We start from the raw sequence: 23,353 nt of genomic DNA on the forward strand, positions 1-23,353 counted from the left end.
TGTAACAGCTGATTCTGATAGCCATTTCCATAAAAAAATGGTATCATTAATCTCATGAACAAGAAAGAATTAATCGGTTTAAACCAAACCCAAGTAGATGAAAAAATTTCGCAGGGCTTGACCAACGATTTTACAAGTGACACCAGTACTAGTAACTGGCAAATCGTTAAGCGGAATGTTTTCACCCTTTTTAATGCCCTTAACTTTGTTATTGCTGTAGCCTTGGTCTCTGTCCAAGCCTGGAGCAATCTAGTCTTCTTCGCAGTAATCAGCTTTAACGCCGTCACTGGTATTATTACGGAACTGCGAGCCAAACGCATGATTGACAAGCTCAATCTGGTCAGCCGAGAGCTGGTCACAGTCATCCGCGAAGGCCAGGAAGTCAAGATTCAGCCAGAAGAAATTGTACTGGGCGATCTGATCAAGCTGTCAGCTGGTGAGCAAATTCCCAGTGATGCCCGTGTGGTAGAGGGGGTTGCCGAGGCCAATGAAGCCATGCTGACAGGGGAGAGCGACTTGGTTCTCAAGGAAGAAGGCGCTGAGCTGCTGTCTGGTAGCTTTCTGGCTAGTGGGCAGATTTATGCTGAGGTACACCATGTCGGCGCGGACAACTATGCCAACAAGCTCATGACTGAGGCTAAAACACTCAAGCCTATCAACTCGCGCATTCTATACAATCTTGCGAAAATTTCCCGCTTTACTGGAAAAATCATCATTCCTTTCGGATTGGCTCTCTTCTTTGAAGCCCTAATGATAAAGGGACTGCCTGTCAAAAACTCTGTCATTACCAGCTCGACAGCCCTTTTGGGTATGCTACCTAAGGGAATCGCCCTGCTGACAGTCACGTCACTTCTGACAGCTGTCATCAAGCTAGGTATGCGCAAGGTTCTTGTTCAGGAAATGTATTCTGTTGAAACTCTGGCTCGGGTGGATACTCTCTGCCTGGACAAGACCGGGACAATTACCCAAGGTAAGATGACTGTTGAAGCCTTACATAGCCTTTCAGATAAGTTTTCTGATGAGACCGTCAGTCAAATCTTAGCAGCCTACTTCCAAACCAGCGAGGATAATAACCCAACAGCTCAGGCTATCCGCAAGGGCTACGGCCATTTAGAGCACACCTATACTAGCGACAATGTCATCCCATTTTCTAGTGACCGAAAATGGGGCGCTATGCATTTATCAAGTGTCGGAACTATCTTTCTGGGAGCTCCCGAAATGCTACTGGACAGCAATCCTGCAGCGGTTGGAGAGGCTCAAAAACGCGGATCTCGGGTTTTGGTACTGGCTCACAGCGACCAAGTGCTAGACAAACACAGTATCCAATTGCCTGAAGATATGACTGCTCTGGCTGTTCTGGAAATCACTGACCCTATTCGTGAGGGAGCGGCCGAGACACTGGACTACCTACGCTCTCAGGATGTTGATCTGAAAATCATCTCTGGTGACAATCCTGTGACCGTTTCTCATATCGCAAGCCAGGCTGGATTTGCCAACTACGACAGCTACATCGACTGCTCTAAAATCAGCGACCAAGAACTGGTTGAGCAGGCCGAAGAAACAGCTATCTTCGGCCGTGTTTCTCCCCATCAAAAGAAGCTGCTCATCCAGACTCTTAAGGCCGCTGGTCGGACAACAGCCATGACCGGAGATGGGGTTAATGATATCTTGGCCTTGCGTGAAGCAGACTGCTCCATCGTCATGGCCGAGGGCGACCCCGCAACTCGGCAAATTGCCAACTTGGTCCTTCTTAACTCCGACTTTAACGATGTCCCTGAGATTCTTTTTGAAGGTCGCCGAGTCGTTAACAATATCGGCCGGATTGCTCCGATTTTCTTCATCAAGACCATCTATTCCTTTATCCTAGCTATCATCTGTATCGCCAGTATCCTGCTCGGAAAACCTGAATACCTCTTGATTTTCCCATTCATCCCAATTCAGATCACCTTGATTGACCAGTTTGTCGAAGGTTTCCCACCCTTTGTCCTCACCTTTGAGCGCAATATTAAGCCGGTTGAAAAGCACTTCCTCAAACGCTCCCTGCAGCTAGCTCTGCCAAGTTCCCTCATGATTGTCTTCAGCGTGCTATTTGTTCGCATCTGGGGCAGCAGCCATGGCTGGAGCGACATAGAAATGTCCACCCTGACCTACTACTTGCTAGGCAGCATCAGCTTCTTGTCAGTCATTCGGGCCTGCCTGCCACTCAACCTCTGGCGCAGCCTGCTCATTATCTTCTCTGTCTTTGGCTTCTATTTATCAGCCTTTGTCCTGCAGCACCTTTTGGAAATTGCAACGCTGACAGCCGCAACTTTACCAGTCTATCTGATTCTCATGGTCGTTTTTGGATTTGTCTTTGTTGCCTGCACCATCAAGCAGAAATACAGATTTGATTAAGAGCTAGCTAAAAAAGATTGTCATTTAAGCTCATGGAAACATGCGAGGGTTCTCGCATGTTTTTTAATTGTGCAAAAACTTCCCATATCCCTTTGGAATCCATGCTAAATCATGCTATAATTGACTTATGAACGAAGCAAAACTAAAAGACGGAGAACGCGTCAACCAGCTCTTTTCGACGGATGTCAAGATTATTCAAAATAGTGAGGTCTTCAGCTATTCGGTAGACAGCGTGCTGCTTTCCCGCTTTCCCAAGCTGCCCCAGCGGGGGTTGATTGTCGATCTCTGTGCTGGAAATGGCGCCGTTGGACTTTTTGCCAGCACTCGCACCAAGGCTCAGATTATGGCAGTCGAGATCCAGGAACGTCTAGCAGACATGGCCGAGCGCTCCATTGAGCTCAATGATTTGACTCAGCAAATGCAGGTTATTCAGGACGATCTGAAAAACCTAGGACGCTATATCACTGGCAGCAGGGTTGATATGATTCTCTGCAATCCTCCATATTTCAAGGTTGACAAGCAATCCAATCTCAATGAAAGCCAGCACTACCTTTTAGCCCGCCATGAAATCTCAACAAATCTGGAAGAGATTTGCAAGATTGCCCAACGAGTCCTCAAATCTAATGGTCGGTTGGCCATGGTTCATCGACCAGAACGCTTTTTAGATATTTTAGATACCATGCAAGCCCACAACCTGGCTCCCAAGCGCATCCAGTTTGTCTATCCAAAGCTGGGTAAAGAGGCCAATATGCTGCTTATCGAAGCTATTAAAGATGGTTCCCGCGACGGTCTAAAAATCCTGCCCCCTCTCTTTATTCACAATCAGGACGGCAGCTACACTCCGGAGATTCACGAGATTTACTATGGAAAATAAAGCCTATATGTACGTACTTGAATGCAGAGACGGCTCCCTCTATACCGGCTACACAACGAATGTCCAAGCCCGACTCAAAAAACATCAAGCTGGCAAAGGAGCCAAGTACACCCGTGCTCGCCTGCCAGTTACCTTACTTTACCAAGAGGAACACCCTAATAAGCCGGCTGCCATGTCGGCTGAAGCCCTCTTTAAAAAGAAAACTAGACAAGCCAAACTGGCTTACATCAAAGAAAGGACTCAAAATGCCTGAAATCCAGTTTAAAGGCGACTTTCATCATATCGAAATTTCCCCAGACAGCCAGCTCGATATCGGTCAAGATGTCATCTTCCAATCTTTTACCAGCCTCAATGTAGCAAGTGGCGCACAACTCAAGCTAGGAACCCGGGTTTTCTTCAATGACCATTGCACTGTCCGCTGTCAGCACTCTATCGAAATCGGCAAGGACACCATGTTTGGCGATGGGGTCCGCATTTTTGACCATAATCATCAGTATTCTAATTATCACATTGAGAAGATTGATTTTACTGTTGCGCCAGTCAAGATCGGAGCTAACTGCTGGATTGGGGCCAATACTGTGATCCTCAAAGGTGTGACCATTGGTGATAATGTCATCATTGGAGCCAACAGCTTGATTTTCCAGGATATTCCCAGCAACTCTATCGCTATGAGCAAGGAAGAGCTTATCATCAAGGAGCGTCCACAGGGCAATTTCCATGCCTTCACGCTAACGGCTTCTGATACTTTGGAACAACTGGCCTATTTAGCAGAAAATCTGCCAGAATTAGAATTTCACATAGCTGCTAAGACCAATATTTCTCCTTACTTAGCCAGCTTTAATGACTATCCCAATATCAACCTCTACACCAATATCCACCAGGATGACTTTATTGAAGACTTGCTCGATAGGGCGGATATTTACTTGGATATCAATCACTGGGGAGAGGTAGACCAGATTGTCCAAAGGGCTATCAGCAAGGGGAAGCCAGTTTTAGCTTTCCGTCAAACTGCCCACCAGCCTGAAGCAAATACTTTACTTTTCGAATCGGACCAACCCCAACAAATGGCTAATGAAATACGAAAATTATTGAAAGAAAAGTCTAGGACATAAAGATCCTAGACTTTTCTTTTGCAGTCGATATGTATTTTATTAACTTTATTCACCAGCAATTCCATTTGGAATGATAACTTCCTTGAGTAACTGCTCTTCTTCTTTGATACGGACATAGAGGGTGATACAGTAGAGCGGGAAGAGGATGAAAAGAGCAAAGTAGGCATGACTGAGCAGGGCCAAGCCCACCAATTCTGGTACAACATTCAGGAAATAATTAGGGTGTTTGACATTGCGAAAGAGCCAGTGGTCAACAAACTTATGATCCTTAACCAGCATAAGCTTGATGGTCCAAACTGGTCCCAAGAGCTTGGCAACAAGGTAGAGCATAAACATAGAAAAGAGTAACAAGACAGCTCCCAGTAGGCTCACAAAGTCAAAAGCTGGCTTCTTCAGCAGCAATTCCAGAAAGCAAACCGCATAAAAAAGCATGTGCAGGTACTTCATGATATTTGAGTTTTTCACCCCGTACTCCATGCCTCCCTTGGCCAGAATATCCTGCTCATTCTGAGAGGATTTCCTCAAAAACACCAAACGAAAAAGCGACACAGACACAAAAATCACTATATTGATTGTCATAAGACCTCCTAAAATTTAATAATACATTTTATTATATAAGGAATTCTGCAGCAAAGTCAAGACTGTTGTTTACAAAATGAGATAAAGATATAAAAAAGCTGCGACTAGAATTTCTAGACAAAATCCCAGTCACAACCTCTATAAAATATTTATTTGAAGCAAGTTTCTCTCACCGGTCAGACATCACAAAATTTCAATATAGGTGCTGTATTTTTCCTTGACTTTCGGAGCGATATTGTCGTCCGTCACAACTGCACTGAGGTTGTCCAGCCGGTAAAAAGAATAGAAAGAATAGCTGTCAAACTTGCTGTTATCGGCTACAATGTATTTGCTGATGGCATTGTTAAGGATAATCGCGTCGCCGTTGCCTTCCTCTTCATTGCTGGTCGTAACATTATGACCGTCAATACCATTCGCCCCAATAAAGGCCTTAGAAACCTTGATTTCTTTCAAAAGATTATTGGCAAACTGACCGACAAAGGTTTGAGTCTTAGCCCGATAGCGTCCGCCAATCAGAATTAAATCTAAATTGGCTCTTTCTTTTAACTTTTCAAAAATTGGTAGCGAATTGGTGACGATGCTGATATTTTTGCCATCCAAATAGTCTCCTATAAAATCCGTTGTGGTGCCTGACCCAATAAAGACCGTATCCCCGTCAACAATCAAATCCGCACATTTACGGGCAATCTGCTTCTTCTCCTCAACATTCAGCATTTGCTTTTCTGAGTGAGAAATCTCGTTGAGAGCATTCTTGACCTTCTTATGGGCTCCACCATGAACACGGGTCAGCATGCCCTGCTTCTCCAAATCAATCAAATCCCGACGGATGGTCATATCCGTGACACCCAGCATTTCCTTGAGGTTTTTAACAGCAACCACACCTGTTTGATCCAGTTCTTGCAGAATGATTCTATGTCTACTTTCTTTCATTTTACATTCTCCTTTTACTCCTGAATTTCTTACAGACTCACCTTCACCTTATTATACAACAGTTCCAGCATATAAACAAAGATTTGTGAATTTTTTTATTTTAAATAGCTAATATGTTGAATTTTGATGTCGAAATTAGTTGAAATACTTTGAATCCTGTTCTATAGCAAAAACACCAGAAACAGTTCAAAGCAGAAATAAGGAGGCTATAATTTACTTTGATAAACAGGACTGCTTCAATCAGCATGATTAAGGAAACTACATTGGCTCATACTTATATTTCTGCAGGACTGAGAATAAGAAGATTTATTGAACAAACGAAAAGAGAGAACTTGCATTCTCTCTCGTCGCTAAAATTGTCGTCAACTCCAGTTAACACCCCGCTTTATTTATCACCCTTGTTACGGATTACAAAGCCGGTTTTCTTTTCGCTAGAAGTATTGCGTGGCTTCTTGTGGTCCTTGCGGTAGCGATTATCTTTATCAAAACGCTCGTCTTTGCGACCTTTCTTAAATTGGTCACGACGGCCACCTCGGTCACGGCGATTGTCATTGCTGCGACGGTTGCTGTTTCCGCCACGACTGCCCTTGCCTTTTCCGCCAAAGCCACCGCCAGACGGTTTAAATGGCAATGGTTTTTCACGGGCAATTTCTACTTCAGGAAGAGCATCTGGATCCTGCACCGTCAAGCTGAGGATATACATAGCCAGCTCTTCCGGACTGAATTCTGCTGCTAGCTTGCGGGCATCCTTGCCAAATTTCTCAAAGTTAGAACGGATGCTTTCATCCGCAAAATCGCGTTCAATCTTCTTAAGAGCAACTTTTTTCTTAGCTTGGAAAGCTTCCTCTGCAGTCGCAGGCTTGAGGCCTTTCATGCGCTTCTTAGTCAGATTTTCGATAATCTGCAAATAGCCCATTTCATTTGGCGCTACGAAAGTAATAGACTGACCTGACTTACCAGCTCGACCAGTTCGACCAATCCGGTGAACATAGCTTTCTGGATCCTGCGGAATATCATAGTTGTAGACATGTGTCACACCAGAAATGTCCAATCCACGCGCAGCCACATCTGTCGCCACCAAGACATCCAGGTTGCCGTTTTTAAAGTCGCGGAGGACGCGGAGGCGCTTGCCTTGATCCAAGTCACCATGGATACCCTCTGCTCGGAAACCACGGATTTTCAGACCGCGAGTCAGCTCATCGACCCGGCGCTTGGTCCGCCCAAAGACGATAGACAGCTCTGGCTGCTCCACATCCATCAGGCGGGTCATGGTATCAAATTTTTCATTTTCTTTGACACGGATATAATACTGGTCTACCAGCTCCGTTGTCAGCTCTTTAGCAGCAATCTTGACATGCTCAGGCTCCTTCATGAACTTAACACCGATACGCTTGATAGCATCCGGCATGGTCGCTGAAAAGAGCAAAGTCTGACGTTCTTCTGGCACACGGGAAATGATCGACTCAATGTCTTCCAAAAAGCCCATGTTAAGCATTTCATCCGCTTCGTCCAAAATCAAAGTTTCAATCCGATTCAGCTTAAGCGCCTTGCGTTTGATCAAGTCCAAGAGACGGCCAGGTGTTCCTACGACGATATGAGCACCAGATTTGAGGGCCTTGATTTGCTTTTCGATGCTGGAGCCACCGTAGACAGAACGCACCTTGACCCCCTTGCTGCGGCCAAAACGGAAAAGCTCTTCCTGACTCTGCACAGCCAATTCACGGGTCGGAGCGATAATCAAAGCCTGCACAGCAGGATTATCTGTATCAATCTTCTCCAGAGTTGGGAAGCCAAAGGCTGCCGTCTTTCCTGTCCCTGTCTGGGCCTGACCAATGACATCCTTACCTGCCATAGCAAGTGGAATCGTCTGCTCTTGAATAGGGCTTGCTTCTACAAAGCCAGCTTTTTCAATCTCTGCTAGTAATTCAGCAGATAAATGTAATTCATTAAACTTCAATGTTCTTCTTCTTTCTAAAGGCGGTGCGAAGCCACCTTATAAGGCTTTTGATACTCAACTATCGAAACATAACAACCACGTGTCGCTTGCTAAATCTCGATTTTCTGAGAGTATTCGCTCTTCTCTTCATAAATATGGTCTCTCAAGTCCAGGCACTAAAAAAGCGCCGACTCGGTCGCTAGTTCCCACTGAATAGAAAAACTGTAAGTTTTGCAACCTATCCAGTATACCATAAATAAGGTTAAAAAGATAGGACTTGGCTGTAAAATATTTTATTAGAGATTCTTTTGTAAAAATGAAAACTTGAAAATCATTTTCAAAAACATTATAATCTACAAAGAAGAAAGGAGACAGGTATGAATAAATTTTTACGAGTGACTTTCATTTTATTGATCTTAGCTATGCTGGGCGCGGCTATAATCCAGATTTTCCAGCCCCGGCTCTTGGGTAATGAATCCATCTACGGCCTAGCTCCCTACTGGCAGCGGGAAATTGGTTTCTGGAATCTGGCTATTCTACCTTTAGTCATTGCTGCCAATATGAAGTATGATTGGTTTTATCTACGGATGACCCTGCTAGCACTGATTCTGGGTGGGCTGGGCTTTGGTACCAACCATCTGCTAGGCTATCTGGAAAAGGCTAATCAAGCCAATCTACTGGGCTGGATCGAAAATTATCTGCTAGTTTTCTGCTGGATCATCGGCTGGGGACTAGAATATCGAAAAAGACAAAAAAGTGATGAAGAGACCGTCTAGATAGGCAGTTTCCTCATCGCTTTTTTCTTCACTATAAGCACTTTTCTATATTAGCTACCAGCTCCTCAACAAATTGACTAGTGGTCAGAACCGCTACTCCTTCCAGCTGACTAGCAAAATCCCCTGTCACTTTTTGCTCAAAGAGAGCCTTCTCAATAGCCTTAGTCAGGAGATGAGAGACCGCCGGCCAACCAATGTAATCAAAGAGCATGGCCCCTGATAAGAGAAGAGAACAAGGGTTAGCCCTGTTTTGACCTGCTATATCTGGCGCAGTCCCATGAGTTGCTTCAAAAATAGCATGACCAGTCTCGTAATTGATATTGGCCCCTGGCGCAATACCAATCCCGCCCACCTGAGCAGCCAAGGCATCGCTGGCATAGTCACCATTTAGATTGGTCAAGGCAACAACATCAAATTTCTCTGGATAGAGCAGAATCTGCTGCAGAAAATTATCTGCAATCACATCCTGAATGACTAGTTTTCCAGAAGCCAACTCATCTGCATATTCTCTTTGAGCTAGCTCATAGCCCCATTTCCGAAAACCGCCCTCTGTAAATTTCTGGATATTGCCCTTGTGAACCAGAGTGACACGCCTCAGTCCTTTGGCTAGAGCATGGTCAATAGCCGCCCGTATCAGCCGCCCACTTCCCTGCTTAGAGATAGGCTTGATTCCAATAGCAGAGCTTTCTGGGAAGCGAATCTTGTCAACCTGCATATCCTTCTGCAGGAAATCAATAACTTTTTGGACTTCAGCCGTTCCACTCTCCCACTCGATCCCTGCATAGATGTCTTCTGTATTTTCCCGAAAAATTGTGATGTCAGTCTTCTCTGGGTGCTTGAGCGGACTGGGAACTCCCTTGAAATAACGAACTGACCGCAGGCAGGCGTAAAGATCCAATTCCTGTCTCAAGGCCACATTCAAGGAACGAATCCCTTCTCCGACTGGGGTTTCTAGCGGGCCCTTAATAGCCACTAGATGGCTCTTAATCGTTGCCAGCGTTTCATCCGGCAGCCAGTCACCCGTCAGGTCTGCTGCTTTTTTTCCAGCCAAAACTTCCTTCCAAACAACCTTTCTCCGGCCACCATAAGCCTTTTCCACTGCCTTATCAAAGACCAACTGGGCATTTTTCCAGATATCACCCCCAATCCCGTCACCTTGGATGTAAGGAATAATAGGAGCATCCGGTATCTGCAATCGCCCTTTCTCAAACAAAATCTTATCTGCCATTTTATCTCCTTCCAATGGGAAGATACTCCAAACCTTGAGCACCAGTATAGTTAGAACGCGGCCGAATCAGCTTATTATTCTTACGCTGTTCCTGAATATGGGCAATCCAGCCAGCCACCCGACTCATGGCAAAAATCAGGGTGTAGATACTGCTGTCAATGCCCAGCACATGGTAAACCGTAGCCGAATAAAAATCGACATTCGGTATCAGATGCTTGGTATGCTTCATATAGGCTTCAATTTCCTCTGAAAGTTGATACCAGACCTCATCCTTAGTCCCCTGCGTCAAGTCCTTGGCCATTTGACGCAGGTATTTTTCACGCGGATCTTGGGTCTTGTAAACTCGATGACCAAAGCCCATAATCTTCTCGTGAGAGGCCAGCTTGCGGTCTAGGTAGGCCTGACAATCCCCTTCCTCTCTGATCTCTTTCAGCATATCAAAGACACATTCATTAGCACCGCCATGAAGCGAGCCCTTGAGCGCTCCAACGGCTGCTGTCACGCAGGAATAAATATCAGTCAAGGTTGAGGCGCAGACTCGAGCCGCAAAGGTTGAAGCATTGAGCTCATGGTCGGCATGGAGCACCAAGGCACAGTTAAAGGCTTTGACTTCAAGCTCACTAGCTTCTTCTCCCTTGAGCATATAAAGGAAATTAGCCGCAAAACCTAAATCCTCCCGCGGCTCTATCGGAGTCTGACCCGACCTCAGCCTGGCAAAAGCCGCAATAATAGTCGGCATCTTTGCCATAAGCTGGATGCTCTGCTCATAGGTCGCTTCCAAAGAAGCTTCCTCTGCGTGGACATTATAAACACCCAAAAGACTGACCGTTGAGCGCAAGACACTCATGGGATGAAGATGCTTGCGGGACTGGATAAGGATGCACTGCTCCACCGCATCGCTAATAGCATAATTAGCTCGCAGATCTTCCTCAAAATGCTTAAGCTCAATCTGAGTCGGTAAATGCAAATGCCACAGCAGATAAATCACCTCTTCAAAACTGGCATGGTGCTCTACCAATTCAGAAATATTGTAGCCTGCATAAGACAAAGAATCATCCACAATCTGGCTAATCCTAGTATCACAGGCAATGGTATCTTTCAAACCGTCCGTCTGACTCATGCTCACACCTCCTCTAATTTCTTTCTAACGACCATGGGCAAAATCCCCCCATTTTCATAGTAACGGATATCCGCCTCTGCATCAAAACGCAGTCGAGCTTGAAAATCTATTTCTTCAGCACCCTTCCTAGCTATCACATCAACTAGCTGACCAACTTGAGGATTCTGTGGCAGATTAATATCGAAAGTCTCCTTGCCTGTTAAGCCTAGACTATCCGCATTTTCGCCCTCTAGATACTGCAGAGGAAGAATCCCCATCATGACCAGATTTGACCGGTGGATACGCTCAAAACTCTCTGCCAAGACCACCTTGACACCCAAAAGATTAGCACCCTTAGCTGCCCAATCACGGCTGGAACCCATACCGTAGTCTTTACCAGCTAGGACAATGGTGTCAATTTGCTCTTCTTTGTAACGCATGGCCGCCTCATAAATGGATAGCAGCTCTCCTTTATAATCTGTGTAACCACCAATTTTCCCATCCGCCAATTCATTTTTAATCCGAATATTGGCAAAAGTCCCCCGCATCATGACCTCATGATTACCCCGACGGCTGCCATAGGAATTAAACTCTTGGTAATCCACTCCATGATCTAGCAAATAGGAAGCTGCAGGGCTTTTTCTGGCAATATTTCCTGCTGGGGAGATATGGTCTGTCGTCACCGTATCCCCAAATTTTGCCAGCACTGCAAGATTTTTCAGCGGCTGAATGGCTAAATCATCAGCTAAGCCATCAAAGTAAGGTGGATTTTGAATATAGGTCGAAGCCTGATTCCACTGATAATTCTGAGAAGAGGCTGTCGGAATCTGATTCCATTTTTCATTGTCATCAAACACATGGGCATATTCTTTTTCAAAAAGCTGGCGCGTCACATATTTTTGAACATAGTCAGCAACCAAGTCGTGCTCCGGCATCAAATCCACCAAATAGACTGGCTGCCCTTTTTGATCATAACCTAGTGGCTCGCTAGTCAGATTGATATTGGTATTTCCAGCCAGAGCATAGGCGACCACCAAGGGCGGACTAGCTAGGAAATTGGCCTTGACCAGTGGATTGATTCGTCCTTCAAAATTCCGATTTCCTGAAAGAACAGCACTAGCCAGCAAGTCAGTATCCATAATCGCCTGAGCCACTTCCGGTCGGAGATTTCCTGAATTTCCAATACAAGTGGTACAGCCATAGCCGACAACATTGAAACCAAGCTGATCCAGATAAGTTTGCAGACCACTCTTCTTGAGATAGCCTGTAACCACCTTGCTGCCAGGAGCCAAAGAAGTCTTGACTGTCTTTGAAACCCGTAAGCCTTTTTCTACTGCGTTCTTGGCTAAAAGCCCTGCCGCTATCAAGACATAGGGATTAGATGTATTGGTACAGCTAGTAATGGCAGCGATAGCCACATGGCCGGTCTTAATCGTCTCCTCATGATCAGAAAATTGAACCACTACTGACTTTTCCAGCTCGCTCTCATCTAGACCAAAGCCTCGGACCCCCGCTTCTCTTACTAGACTAGCTTGAAACTCCTCTTTAGCAGCTGTTAATTCAATTAGATCTTGGGGCCGCTTGGGTCCTGAGATGCTCGGCACAATGCCATACAAATCAATTTCAACTACCTTGGTATAAATCGGCTCAACCCTTTCATCATAGAAGAGGTGATTTTTTTGAGAATAGAGACGGGTCAGCTCGATATGATCTTCTGACCGATTAGTCAGACGCATGTAATTGAGCGTTTCCTCATCTATCGGAAAATAACCACAGGTAGCTCCATATTCCGGTGCCATATTAGCCACCGTTGCTCGGTCAGCCAGACTTAGATTAGACAAACCAGGCCCAAAGAACTCGACAAATTTACCAACAACATTTTCCTGCCGCAAGATTTGCGTGACCTTTAAAGCCAAATCCGTCGCAGTCGCAATCTTAGGCAGCTTACCCAAGAGACGAACACCAATCACCTCAGGAACTGGGAAATAAGAAGCTTCACCTAACATGGCAGCCTCAGCCTCAATCCCACCGACTCCCCAGCCCAGAACACCGATCCCATTAATCATTGTCGTATGACTATCCGTTCCAAACATGCTGTCTGGATAGAGTTGACCATCCTTTTCAATGATGACATCACTGAGAAATTCGATATTGACCTGATGGATAATCCCAGTAGCAGGAGGAACAGCTCGATAATTATCAAATGATTTTTCTGCCCACTTGAGAAATTCGTAGCGCTCATTGTTACGGACAAACTCTTGATTCATATTGGCCTCTAGAGCTGTGTCACAGCCATAAAAGTCCACCTGAACACTATGATCAATAACTAAATCAACCGGAATCTCTGGATTAATCTGATCAGCCTGACCTCCCTGCCCGACAATAGCATCGCGCATACTAGCCAAATCCACCACGACAGGAACACCTGTAAAATCCTGGAGAATAACTCGACTAGGCTTAAAAGGCACTTCTCCGCTTGGTGATTTAGCTTGATAATGCACCAAAGAGTTAATGTTATCTTTTTTTACATCAATTCCGTCTTCCTTACGAAGAACACTTTCTAATAATATTCGTATAGAATAAGGAAGCCCTTCTATATCCCCTCCTAGTAGAGCCGAGGCTTCCCTAAGGTCTGTATATTGGTATACTTTACCTTTGTAATTTAAATCGTTTAGGTATTCTGCCATATTTCTACCCCTCACTTATTTTAAATTGTTTTATATTATACTTCATTATGAAATTTTATGCAATAAAAATTATAATTTTTATGTTATATTTTATAACATAAAATAACAGTTTTTTAAATATAGGCAAACTGTACTAATGATTATTTTTCCCAAGCACGAAAAAACAAGCACCATTCTCGGTGCTTGTTATAGGTAAAATAATTTCAAATGCTTACTTCTTATTGGCTAACCATTTAAGAAGCTTGGTTAGAAGTCCCCAGATGATCAAACTAATGACAACAATATAAATCCAGGCGTTTTTATCATTAGACAAGGGCAGAGGAACATTCATACCAAAGAAACCCGTGATAACTGCGAGTACTGCCAAAAGGACCGAAATAATGGTCAAGACCGTCAAATTGTCATTCAGATTGTTATTCAGGATATTATTGTAGGAGCCAGAGAGCTGGCTGAGAACTTGAGCAATCAGATCAGTCATCGAAACGAGCTGACGAGCCTCAATCATAGCATCCTCAAACTGCTCGGTTTCTAATTCATCAAAACGTCGGTAAATGCCATGACTTTTGATATGCTCTAGGAGCATGCGATTCTGCTTAGCTGCAGCAACTAGATAGACCATAGAAGTTTCCAAGTCAGACAGAGCAAAAAGATGCTTTTTGGTAGTTGTCTGACGCAGGAGAGCATTAATCTCATCTTTACGCTTGTCCATCCGCTCAACAACCGGATAGTAAGAATTGGAGATTAACTCTAGACTAGCAAAGAGAAACTTATAGACCGATACTGGCTCATGGCACTCAGTATAGGCTTTCATCATGTCCACAACATAGGCATTGTCTTGGTTGCTGATAGTAATGAGCCGCCCCTGCTGCACTACAAAGGTCATGGGAATCGTTTCATAATATTCCTTATCTGTCGCTAGATTAAGGACATTGTAGATAAAGACAACTGTTCCATTCTCACGATTGTAGTCCATGTGAGCCCGCTCGTTCTTATCAAGCGCATACTCGATGGTCTCTTTATCAATCTCATAATCCTGATAAATCCGGGCGTTCTTTTTGAAACTATCTGAGTCAATGTTGATCCAGACAGACTGATCTTTTAGTTTTCTTTCCAAAAACATGGAGCTCCTTTCTATGAGGAACACTTAGTGCTCACAAAATTATCTTACCTTCTATCTTTTTGAATATAAATGCATGTTAATCCAATTATAAAAGTTGCCTTTTCTTTTAGTTTTCTCATTAATTGCTAATAATTTCTAATTCTTTATTTTGAAAATTGTTGCTATTTTTTTAAAAAAGGGTCAACTGTTCTCCTTCAATATCTGTTTCTGTTTCGCTTTCTATTTCTCCTAATTCAGAAATAAATTCTTTATCTTTTTTCCTATAAACGAGCTCTAAAAATTTTTTAGGACTTCGAATTGAATCGTTTAATAAGGAATTCTTAGCCAGATATAAAAATATTGAGCAAGCCTCAGCCTGGCAATTTATAGATTTGTTTGGATTAAAATTTATATCTGTAAAAGCATCGTATTGAAGAATGAAATTAGATAATTCTGTATTTTGAAATAACGCATTTACGTATAACCAGTTATAAAAATAAGTACGTGGTAGCAGAGGAAATTTTACTCCTAAAAAATCGAATTCAATTAATTTATCATTTACCTCAATTGAGCGAACTTGTCTCTTTACTGCCTTGGCATCCAAATCCAAATCTTGATTTACACGTCCATAATTCTTAAACACTTTAGAAGACTGAAATAAAGATTCTACAGAGTATTTATTACCATTACGCAATGTAAGTTGAAGATTAAAGGCACTACATTCTTTCCCAAACTCTTCTTCAGAAGCAGTGGAAACTTCTAATACTTTTAAATTCCCAAATTTTTCTTTGAATTCTTTGTGAAGCGAATGTATAGATCTTTGTTTTTGCGAAACTGAGAAACCCGGATACCAATTGAATTTTATATTCTCTTTTTTAAAACTGTTTGAACTTGATTCATATATATAGACAAATCTCTCTGCCATTCTACTCCTCCAATTCATATAATTTTAACACTTTTCCTTGCATAATACTGTATGCTGAATTTCTCTTAAACCATTCATGAGAGTAATATATTTTTAAATTCCTTAGTTCTATCTGACACAACTTTAATCTTAACACTTCATCCCTAGCTTGCTTTTTGCTACTAAAAACCAAACCTATTATTTTATCTTTCGGAATCATATCTGGAGATAAAACTTCTGCTTGATTATTGGTTGGTATATTAGGTAACATTGAGACACTACGATTAAGCCCTAGAACCTCTGTATTAAATAACTCCATAAACTTTTGGCTCCCTTTACCTATATGAGCACCTCTGTTTTTTGCAGCATTGACAGGACAAAAATATGTCTCTTCGTTAATTATACTAGGAGAAATTAGCAAGACAACCCAATCATTCAAAAGCGATTCTTTTTCTTTTTCAATTGATTTTTCAAAAAAGAAAAAGTTTGGATACTCTACGGAAAGACATATCAATTCAGGGCGATTATCATAACGATGAATATCATTTAATTTCAAAAACTTGCATTCAGAGTCTCTAATCGCTTTATTAGAAATAATACCATTAGCCTCCTCATCACCAGTTCCTAATATATAAGGAAGATTGGAAGACTTTGTAAAATGGCAAAGACGAGTTATGCCTTTTTTAAAAACAATTTCTTGATTCACATTAACCTTCCCCTATCCACCAAGATAAAAATTCATATCATAGTTTTGATATGTTAAAGCCAAATTAGTAGTTGCCCTAGTAATTGCAACATATAATTGTTTTGCAACTTCATTATTTTCATTATCTTCAAGATTGCTATAATCTTCTATGTATTTGCTTTTATCTATATCAAGTACTAAGACATTATCAAATTCTAAACCTTTGACTTGATTAATAGTATAAAGTTCAACATGATTATCTAAGTCCAGAACCTTTAAAATTTTTGCTATAGTTTTAAAAGAAGTGGGATCCATTAGAATAATTCCGTTGCTACCTATTTTATTCGTAAAAAAACTCGAAATAATGTTTTTATATACTTCAAAACTATTAGCCTGTTGTAATTGTGGTATTTCTCCATCTCTTCTAGACGAAACTCGGCTAATTTTTTCATCCTCTTCTTCCGTTATAAAGCCTTTTTCAATCAATATATTTGCCAAATTACTAATTTGTTTTGTATTCCTATAATTTTTAACAAAAGTCTCTTTGGATATATTATTGACACCTAATTGTTTAAAGGAAATCTTAGTTCCTAAAATTTGTTGAGCATAATCCCCTAATAAAATACAAGCTCCATTTTCCTTAGTTAAATAGGTTAAAGATTGTATCTTCGCTTTATCCATATCTTGAAATTCGTCTATAATTAAGAAATCAAACTTATCTTTATCCGGTATACGCTCCTTTCTCTCCTCTAATTTCCAAGAAATATCATCATAATCAAAATATTTAGGTGGATTCAATTGACTTCTATAATATTTATACCCTTTAAATATCCTATAAACTAACTCTCTCTCCTCTCCTTTGTTAACTGGATTTTTTCGTCCCCTTCCTGTTCTTTCAAGTTCTTGATATTCTTCTTCCGTTTTAACCATCATTCCTTGCAGCCAGGAAATCTCTTCTTTAAAAAAATCTATTTCTCTATTAAGAATTCTGCTGTCAGTATACTTTTCTATTTCTGCCAGTTTTTTTATAGAATCGTTTATACATTTTTCCTTTTCATTAACTTTTATAAAATCTAAACATTTTATTTCGTTGCCTGAATTTAATTTTCTTAACGTATTCCAAACTAGGCTATGGTATGTTGTAACAGAAATATTTCTTGGGACTTGAATCTGCAAATTCTGACATAATTGTGGTAAATGTTGTGTTTTAATTTGCTCAATAATAGGTTTATTGAAGCAAACAATCCCTATTTTTTTACTTGGATACTTTATAGCTAAATAGACTGATTTATATAAAGCCACCAAGGATTTTCCGCTTCCAGCGGCACCTAGAATAACCAAATTTTTTTCATCTGGCAAATAAAGAATTTTTGTTTGTTCTCCCGTTAGTTTCTTCATTATATCCCCCTAAACTATCATGATATTACAAAGCAAACTATTTCCTATTAGAATCACATCTTCTCTTCCAACTTGACATCTGGATATTTATCCGCGAACCAGCGTAAGGCAAAGTCGTTTTCAAAGAGGAAGACTGGCTGATCAAAGCGGTCTTTGGCTAGGATATTACGGCTAGAAGACATACGCTCGTCCAAATCATCTGGTGAAATCCAGCGGACTGTCTTTTTGCCCATAGGATTCATGACCACTTCAGCATTGTATTCATTTTCCATGCGGTGCTTGAAGACTTCAAACTGAAGCTGACCGACAGCGCCCAGCATGTACTCGCCCGTCTGGTAGTTGGTATAAAGCTGGATGGCTCCCTCTTGTACCAGCTGTTCAATCCCCTTATGGAAGGATTTTTGCTTCATGACATTCTTAGCCGAAACTTTCATAAAGATCTCTGGAGTAAAGGTTGGTAGAGGCTCAAATTCAAATTTATTCTTACCTACAGTCAGGGTGTCGCCGACCTGATAAGTCCCCGTATCATAAACCCCGATAATATCACCAGCTACAGCATTGGTCACATTTTCCCGACTCTCAGCCATAAACTGGGTAACATTGGACAACTTGGCGGACTTGCCAGTGCGAGGCAGGTTGACACTCATACCGCGCTCAAACTCGCCTGAAACGATACGAACAAAGGCGATGCGGTCGCGGTGGCGCGGATCCATATTGGCCTGAATCTTAAAGACAAAGCCTGAAAAGTCTGGGCTGAGTGGCTCGACTACCTCGCCATCTGTCTTCTTGTGGCCATGCGGTTCCGGAGCAAACTTGAGGAAGGTTTCCAGGAATGTCTGGACGCCAAAGTTGGTCAGGGCTGAGCCAAAGAAAACAGGTGTCAACTTGCCCTCCAAAATCGCTTCTTCTGAGAATTCATTTCCAGCTTCGCTCAAGAGCTCAATATCTTCCTTAACTTGCTCATAGAAAGGGTTAGAAGCAAACAGTTGATCGCCTTCTGCCAGAGTTGCAAAGCGCTCCTCGCCCTTATAAAGTTCCAGGCGCTCATTGTAGAGGTCATAAAGACCTTCAAAGCTCTTGCCCATGCCAATCGGCCAATTCATCGGGTAGCTGGCAATGCCCAAAATATCTTCTAGTTCTTCTAACAAATCCAAGGGCTCGCGACCATCACGATCCAGCTTATTCATAAAAGTGAAGACTGGAATACCACGATGCTTAACAACCTCAAAGAGCTTCTTGGTCTGGGCCTCAATACCCTTAGCCGAGTCAATAACCATGACCGCAGCATCCACCGCCATCAAGGTCCGATAAGTATCTTCTGAGAAGTCCTCGTGTCCAGGCGTATCTAGGATATTGACCCGCTTGCCATCGTAGTCAAACTGCATGACAGAGGAAGTCACTGAAATCCCCCGCTGCTTCTCAATATCCATCCAGTCAGACTTGGCAAAATTACCCGTCTTTTTCCCCTTGACTGTCCCAGCCTCACGAATCTCGCCTCCGAAGTAGAGCAACTGCTCCGTAATGGTCGTCTTCCCCGCGTCCGGGTGGGAGATAATGGCAAAGGTCCGGCGTTTCTTAATTTCTTCTTGTAAAGTCATTTTCTTCTCTTTCTTTTATTTAGGATAATGGTGAATCTTAGTATTTTTTATTTTACATCGGAGTATTTCAATCCTTTCAACCTACCTATTATAGCGGATTTAGCGCTTTTTTTCAATGATCTAAAGAAGATAAAAATCGCCCTTTCGAGCGATTCTATTCTCCCATGTCAACTAAATTTCCTTTAAAATCTAACAATGACACTGTTAAAGAGGAAAACTGCAAAGATGAAGATTAAAACTAGTAAATAGAGCAGGCAATTTTCTGATTTCCAGTTCTTCTTTCTCTTCAGCTGTCATGGAAAAATGGCCTTATTCCGTTTCAAGAGATAGAGGACAAAGTCTCCTTCCCTTTGTCCGTTAGCTTTAAGAAATCCCAAAATTTGAAGCATTTCATTTCACGAACAAAGCGTCTAGCTCGACCAGCTCAAAGAGTTGATAGACAAACAGTTCATTTGTTACTACAAACAAGGCAAGTCATAATTAAACTTTCTAATTTAAGAAAAATCCTGCCACATTAACTTGACAGGAATTGTAAACTTGAGATGAATTAACTGCGGACCAAACTTAACTGCTTTTTCCACCGTATCTTAAACAATATGTCAAAGAGAACCAGAGCCAGAGAAAGGATGACCGACACAAGAAGATACTTTATCCATAGGGGTGCGTTAGGGATAAAAGGCGGGCTTTTTAGCAGACCGTAATTACCTCCGGTCACTTGATTAACGCCGACTAGGAAAAGATTGAGCCCAAAGGTGTAAGCTACAATCATATATTTCTTGAGCAGGGTCTTGTCGTAGTGATTCATCAGATAAATCAAGGAATTAACCAAGAGGGCATAGTGGCCAATCAGGAAAGAAAAGCTTGTAATATGCGGGAAATCATAGGGGTCAAAGACTGGATAGCCCAAGGCAAAGACCGCTCCGCTGGCTCCTAATAAAGCAAAATACTGCTTGCTGCGCCATTTGTCTGGCAGAAAGACCACCGCAAACATAGCCAGGCGGCAATGATAAAAGGGTAAGCTGTTGGTAAAGGGAATCCGAAAACCAAAATACCAGCTATAAAGCATCAGCAGCTGGGCAATCTGAATCCACTTAAAAGCCTTGACAAAACGCGGATTATCATGGTATTTGAGCGAGCTCCAAATAGACAGCAAGACCAGAGCAATCATCACAGCATACCATAAAATCGAGATAGGCGGTGCCACCGTTTTTGTCGTAGTTAAAAAATCTTCCATAAATCCTCCATGAGATAATTAAGTTAGGGTGACTGTCTTGGTCTGCTCCACGCGCTTAAAAATATCAGAAACCAAACAGACTGCTGCACTTAAGACGATTGAGACAAGCAGATAATTGAGCAAGAGTCCGTGATTGCCAACAAGCGGCGGATCTGTGAGAAATCCATAAGAACCCTTTGTCAACATATTGATAACAAGCAAAAAAGCATTCATCAGAAAGGTCGTCCACACCACTCGCTGCCAGCTCATAGAGAAAGTATGATAATATCTGAAAAGATAAATCAAACAATTTCCCAAAAGCGCTAGATGGCCGATGATAAAGGACAAAATAGTGATATGGGGAAAAGGGTAAGGATCAAAAATCGGATAAATAAAGGCTACAATCGAGCCAAAAGTCCCCAAAAGTGCAAAATAAAATTTATACACCGAGCGATTAGGCAGAAACATCAAAGCAAACATAGCCATTCTGCAATGATAAAAAGGCAGACTCTCAGACAGCGGGGCAGCAGTCAGCATATACCAAGAGTAGAGTCCTATCAGCTGGCAAGCTTGCATCCCGACAAATAGCTGCTGGTAAGGCTTCCGATTGTAGTAGCGATAGGAAAGCCAGATAATCGCAAAGACAAGCCCCAAAAGAACAAAATACCAAAGCCCCAGTTGAGGCGGTTCGGTTTTATAGGTTGTAAACATATCTCTTATTCCCATCTCCTAGGTTTCCATTCTAATATAAGGTTTGAACAAGGTTGAGTTTGCCTGTTGTTGCAATAATTTCTAGCTTTTTCAGACAAAAAGCATTCCAGAAACTTACTTAACTAATCCAAATATTGTCCTCTATCTCCTTGATAAATCTCCCAAAGGATTTCCAACTGTTCTTTTGTCGTCCGCTTAGAAGATAATTCTGGTAAAGATTGGATATCAAAGAAAGCTAACTCTTCTATTTCTGTATTAGGCTGAAAATCTCCATCCTCTATCTGACACTCGAAGACCAGTTTAGCATATTGCTTACTCTGAAATTGAAATTTATTAGTATCAAAAATTGCAAGCAGACGCGAAACTGAAACATTAAATCCCGTTTCTTCTTGGACTTCCTTGACGATATTTTCCTTAGGAGATAGGCCGACTTCACAAAAGCCGCCTGGTAAAGCCCAAGTTTTCTCATTTTTACCCTTGACTAAACAGACTTTTCCGTCTCGAACCAGTACAGCTCGGACATCAATCAAGGGAGTGGCATAAAAATCCGTTGGGCGCAACAGCTCTGCCAATTCTTTCTCATCCAAATCTGACCAATCAGCCAGGAGGTGTCCCAAAAGCTGACGGAGTTCTAAGTAACGCTCTCGATCAAATTCATCACGACTAAATGCTAGACCTGTCTCTGTAATAGAAAGGAGACGTTGAATGGTTTTTGCAATTTCTTTAGTTTCCATCTTCCAAGTCCTCTACCAGCTTAGCCAGATTCATAGAATTGCTGCCTTTGAGAAGAATTTGGTCGGCAGGAGTCAGCTTCTCTCTGACAGCTTGTTTCAGCTGTTCAAACTGGTCTTTCTCGTCATTTTTGATAAAGTAATGCACCTTTCCTGGCGGGTAAATCTCCTTGGCATAGTCATAGAGGGCTTCCATATCCTGCCCATAGAGGAAAAGGTCGGTCACAATTTCTGGATTGAGGCTGGTAATCATAGAGCCATGCATGGACTTAGAGTCCGCTCCCAGCTCTTTCATATCCGCCAGCACCGCTAATTTTCGTCCGCCTGGATTAGCAGGAATGGTCGAGAAGGTCTCAAGAATCAAGCGCATGGCTGTTGGATTGGCATTATAGACATCCGATAGGATATCCGCGCCATTACCAGCTTTCTTCCACTCCGTTCGATTGCGGGTCAGCTCCAGCTCAGAAAAGGCTTGAGCAATAGCCGCCTCAGATACACCCTCCTGCAAAGCCGCATAGGATGCAATCATGGCATTGGTCGCATTGTACTTACCGGTCACAGGCAGGTCAATCCTTTGCTCTAAAAAGTTACATTCAAAGCTCAAGCTGTCCTTGCGCTCTTCCAAGCAAGTCAGGAAGATATCCGCATCAGGACCAAAGCGAACCAGTTTACAGTCTGCTGGCAGAAATTCGTTGACAATCTTATCTGCCGGAACAATCAAGAGACCGTCTTTTCTCAAACCGTCTGCAATCTGCATCTTGCCTTGGGCAATCTCAGCTCGACTGCCGAAAAATTCCAGATGGGCTTCTCCGACCAGAGTTACAATGCCCGTCTTAGGTTTGGCAAGTTCCGACAGGAGATGGATATCGCCCAAGTGGTCCTGCCCCATTTCTAAGACAATTTTCTCTGTATCCTCAGGCATATGAAGAACCGTGTAGGGCAGACCGATTTCGTTGTTGTAATTACCTTGTGTCTTATAGGTTTTGTAACTGGTTGCTAGTAGCTGGGCCAACATATCCTTAGTTGTCGTTTTACCGTTGGAACCTGTCACCGCCAGCACATCCACCTGCATCTTTTCCAGATAATACTGGGCCAAGCGCTGAAAGGCCGTCAGGACATCATCGACCAAGATATAAGCCCCCTCTGCCACTGGATGCTCAGATAAGGTGGCAGCAGCACCCTGAGCAAAGGCTGTTGGGATAAAGTCATGGCCATCACGCGCCCCCTTGAGTGGCACAAAAAGGTCACCCGACTCAATCAAGCGGCTGTCAAACTCAGCATTTCTAAGAGAGACATTTTCAAACTGAGTCACATCATTTTTCGCAGACAGGACTTCTGCGATTTCATATAAATCTAATTTCATACTTCTTCCTCGTTTTTCGGTTTGCTCGCAAAAAGA

General features: G+C 42.6%; 20 protein-coding genes. 5 read left to right on the top strand and 15 right to left on the bottom strand.

Annotated elements, in window-relative coordinates; genetic code table 11:
* Window positions 1-54 precede the first annotated feature (54 nt).
* From MFP28_RS08225 to MFP28_RS08240, 4 genes are all read left to right on the top strand, one after another.
* Window positions 55-2,394, top strand: a complete 2,340-nt coding sequence (locus MFP28_RS08225) for a cation-translocating P-type ATPase (RefSeq protein ID WP_002907002.1) — start codon at window positions 55-57, stop codon at window positions 2,392-2,394.
* A 127-nt stretch (window positions 2,395-2,521) separates the two neighbouring features.
* Complete coding sequence (locus MFP28_RS08230) at window positions 2,522-3,268, top strand: tRNA1(Val) (adenine(37)-N6)-methyltransferase (protein ID WP_002907003.1); 747 nt, start codon at window positions 2,522-2,524, stop codon at window positions 3,266-3,268.
* On the top strand, window positions 3,258-3,521 hold the full coding sequence (locus tag MFP28_RS08235) for a GIY-YIG nuclease family protein (protein ID WP_002907004.1): 264 nt from the start codon (window positions 3,258-3,260) through the stop codon (window positions 3,519-3,521). The genes MFP28_RS08230 and MFP28_RS08235 overlap by 11 nt, the downstream gene beginning before the upstream one ends.
* Window positions 3,514-4,380, top strand: coding sequence for a DapH/DapD/GlmU-related protein (locus tag MFP28_RS08240; RefSeq protein ID WP_002907005.1), 867 nt, complete (start codon window positions 3,514-3,516; stop codon window positions 4,378-4,380). The genes MFP28_RS08235 and MFP28_RS08240 overlap by 8 nt, the downstream gene beginning before the upstream one ends.
* A gap of 45 nt (window positions 4,381-4,425) precedes the next feature.
* Here the strand turns inward: MFP28_RS08240 and MFP28_RS08245 are convergent, their stop codons facing one another.
* The 3 genes from MFP28_RS08245 to MFP28_RS08255 form a co-directional block, all read right to left on the bottom strand.
* Window positions 4,426-4,959, bottom strand: coding sequence for an isoprenylcysteine carboxyl methyltransferase family protein (locus tag MFP28_RS08245; protein WP_002907006.1), 534 nt, complete (start codon window positions 4,957-4,959; stop codon window positions 4,426-4,428).
* A gap of 183 nt (window positions 4,960-5,142) precedes the next feature.
* The gene (locus MFP28_RS08250) at window positions 5,143-5,889 is read right to left on the bottom strand and encodes a DeoR/GlpR family DNA-binding transcription regulator (RefSeq protein WP_002900848.1); all 747 of its coding nucleotides are present in this window, start codon (window positions 5,887-5,889) and stop codon (window positions 5,143-5,145) included.
* A 385-nt stretch (window positions 5,890-6,274) separates the two neighbouring features.
* Window positions 6,275-7,846 carry a DEAD/DEAH box helicase gene (locus MFP28_RS08255; RefSeq protein ID WP_002907007.1) on the bottom strand — a complete coding sequence of 524 codons (1,572 nt, stop codon included), beginning with the start codon at window positions 7,844-7,846 and terminating at the stop codon, window positions 6,275-6,277.
* A 356-nt stretch (window positions 7,847-8,202) separates the two neighbouring features.
* Here MFP28_RS08255 and MFP28_RS08260 point away from each other — a divergent pair, with 356 nt between their 5' ends.
* A complete protein-coding gene (locus tag MFP28_RS08260) occupies window positions 8,203-8,601 on the top strand; it encodes a hypothetical protein (protein WP_002907009.1) in 399 nt (132 codons plus the stop codon).
* A 31-nt stretch (window positions 8,602-8,632) separates the two neighbouring features.
* Here MFP28_RS08260 and icd read toward each other — a convergent pair whose 3' ends face one another.
* The 12 genes from icd to MFP28_RS08320 form a co-directional block, all read right to left on the bottom strand.
* Window positions 8,633-9,844 (bottom strand): NADP-dependent isocitrate dehydrogenase, encoded by a 1,212-nt coding sequence (gene icd, locus MFP28_RS08265; protein ID WP_002907010.1) that lies wholly within the window; start codon window positions 9,842-9,844, stop codon window positions 8,633-8,635.
* Window positions 9,831-10,949 (bottom strand): citrate synthase, encoded by a 1,119-nt coding sequence (locus tag MFP28_RS08270; RefSeq protein ID WP_002907011.1) that lies wholly within the window; start codon window positions 10,947-10,949, stop codon window positions 9,831-9,833. Before MFP28_RS08270 ends, icd begins: the two co-directional genes overlap by 14 nt.
* A gap of 2 nt (window positions 10,950-10,951) precedes the next feature.
* Window positions 10,952-13,615: an aconitate hydratase AcnA gene (gene acnA, locus MFP28_RS08275; RefSeq protein ID WP_002907012.1), complete on the bottom strand. Its 2,664-nt coding sequence runs from the start codon at window positions 13,613-13,615 to the stop codon at window positions 10,952-10,954.
* A gap of 211 nt (window positions 13,616-13,826) precedes the next feature.
* Complete coding sequence (locus tag MFP28_RS08280; protein WP_002907013.1) at window positions 13,827-14,735, bottom strand: magnesium transporter CorA family protein; 909 nt, start codon at window positions 14,733-14,735, stop codon at window positions 13,827-13,829.
* A 169-nt stretch (window positions 14,736-14,904) separates the two neighbouring features.
* Entirely contained in the window at window positions 14,905-15,639 is a 735-nt protein-coding gene (locus tag MFP28_RS08285) for a DarT1-associated NADAR antitoxin family protein (RefSeq protein WP_009659887.1), read from the bottom strand.
* Between the two features lies 1 nt (window position 15,640).
* A complete protein-coding gene (locus MFP28_RS08290; RefSeq protein ID WP_002907015.1) occupies window positions 15,641-16,324 on the bottom strand; it encodes a DarT ssDNA thymidine ADP-ribosyltransferase family protein in 684 nt (227 codons plus the stop codon).
* A 12-nt stretch (window positions 16,325-16,336) separates the two neighbouring features.
* A complete protein-coding gene (locus tag MFP28_RS08295; RefSeq protein WP_002907016.1) occupies window positions 16,337-17,701 on the bottom strand; it encodes a UvrD-helicase domain-containing protein in 1,365 nt (454 codons plus the stop codon).
* 53 nt (window positions 17,702-17,754) lie between these two features.
* A complete protein-coding gene (locus MFP28_RS08300) occupies window positions 17,755-19,299 on the bottom strand; it encodes a peptide chain release factor 3 (RefSeq protein ID WP_002897991.1) in 1,545 nt (514 codons plus the stop codon).
* A gap of 547 nt (window positions 19,300-19,846) precedes the next feature.
* Window positions 19,847-20,533: a TIGR02206 family membrane protein gene (locus MFP28_RS08305; protein WP_002907017.1), complete on the bottom strand. Its 687-nt coding sequence runs from the start codon at window positions 20,531-20,533 to the stop codon at window positions 19,847-19,849.
* An 18-nt stretch (window positions 20,534-20,551) separates the two neighbouring features.
* Entirely contained in the window at window positions 20,552-21,238 is a 687-nt protein-coding gene (locus tag MFP28_RS08310; RefSeq protein ID WP_002907018.1) for a TIGR02206 family membrane protein, read from the bottom strand.
* A gap of 107 nt (window positions 21,239-21,345) precedes the next feature.
* Window positions 21,346-21,957: an NUDIX hydrolase gene (locus tag MFP28_RS08315; protein WP_002907020.1), complete on the bottom strand. Its 612-nt coding sequence runs from the start codon at window positions 21,955-21,957 to the stop codon at window positions 21,346-21,348.
* Complete coding sequence (locus MFP28_RS08320; RefSeq protein WP_002907021.1) at window positions 21,947-23,317, bottom strand: UDP-N-acetylmuramoyl-tripeptide--D-alanyl-D-alanine ligase; 1,371 nt, start codon at window positions 23,315-23,317, stop codon at window positions 21,947-21,949. Before MFP28_RS08320 ends, MFP28_RS08315 begins: the two co-directional genes overlap by 11 nt.
* Window positions 23,318-23,353 lie beyond the last annotated feature (36 nt).

Origin of the sequence: Streptococcus sanguinis (assembly GCF_050234405.1) — a bacterium.
GTDB classification, from domain to species: domain Bacteria; phylum Bacillota; class Bacilli; order Lactobacillales; family Streptococcaceae; genus Streptococcus; species Streptococcus sanguinis_W.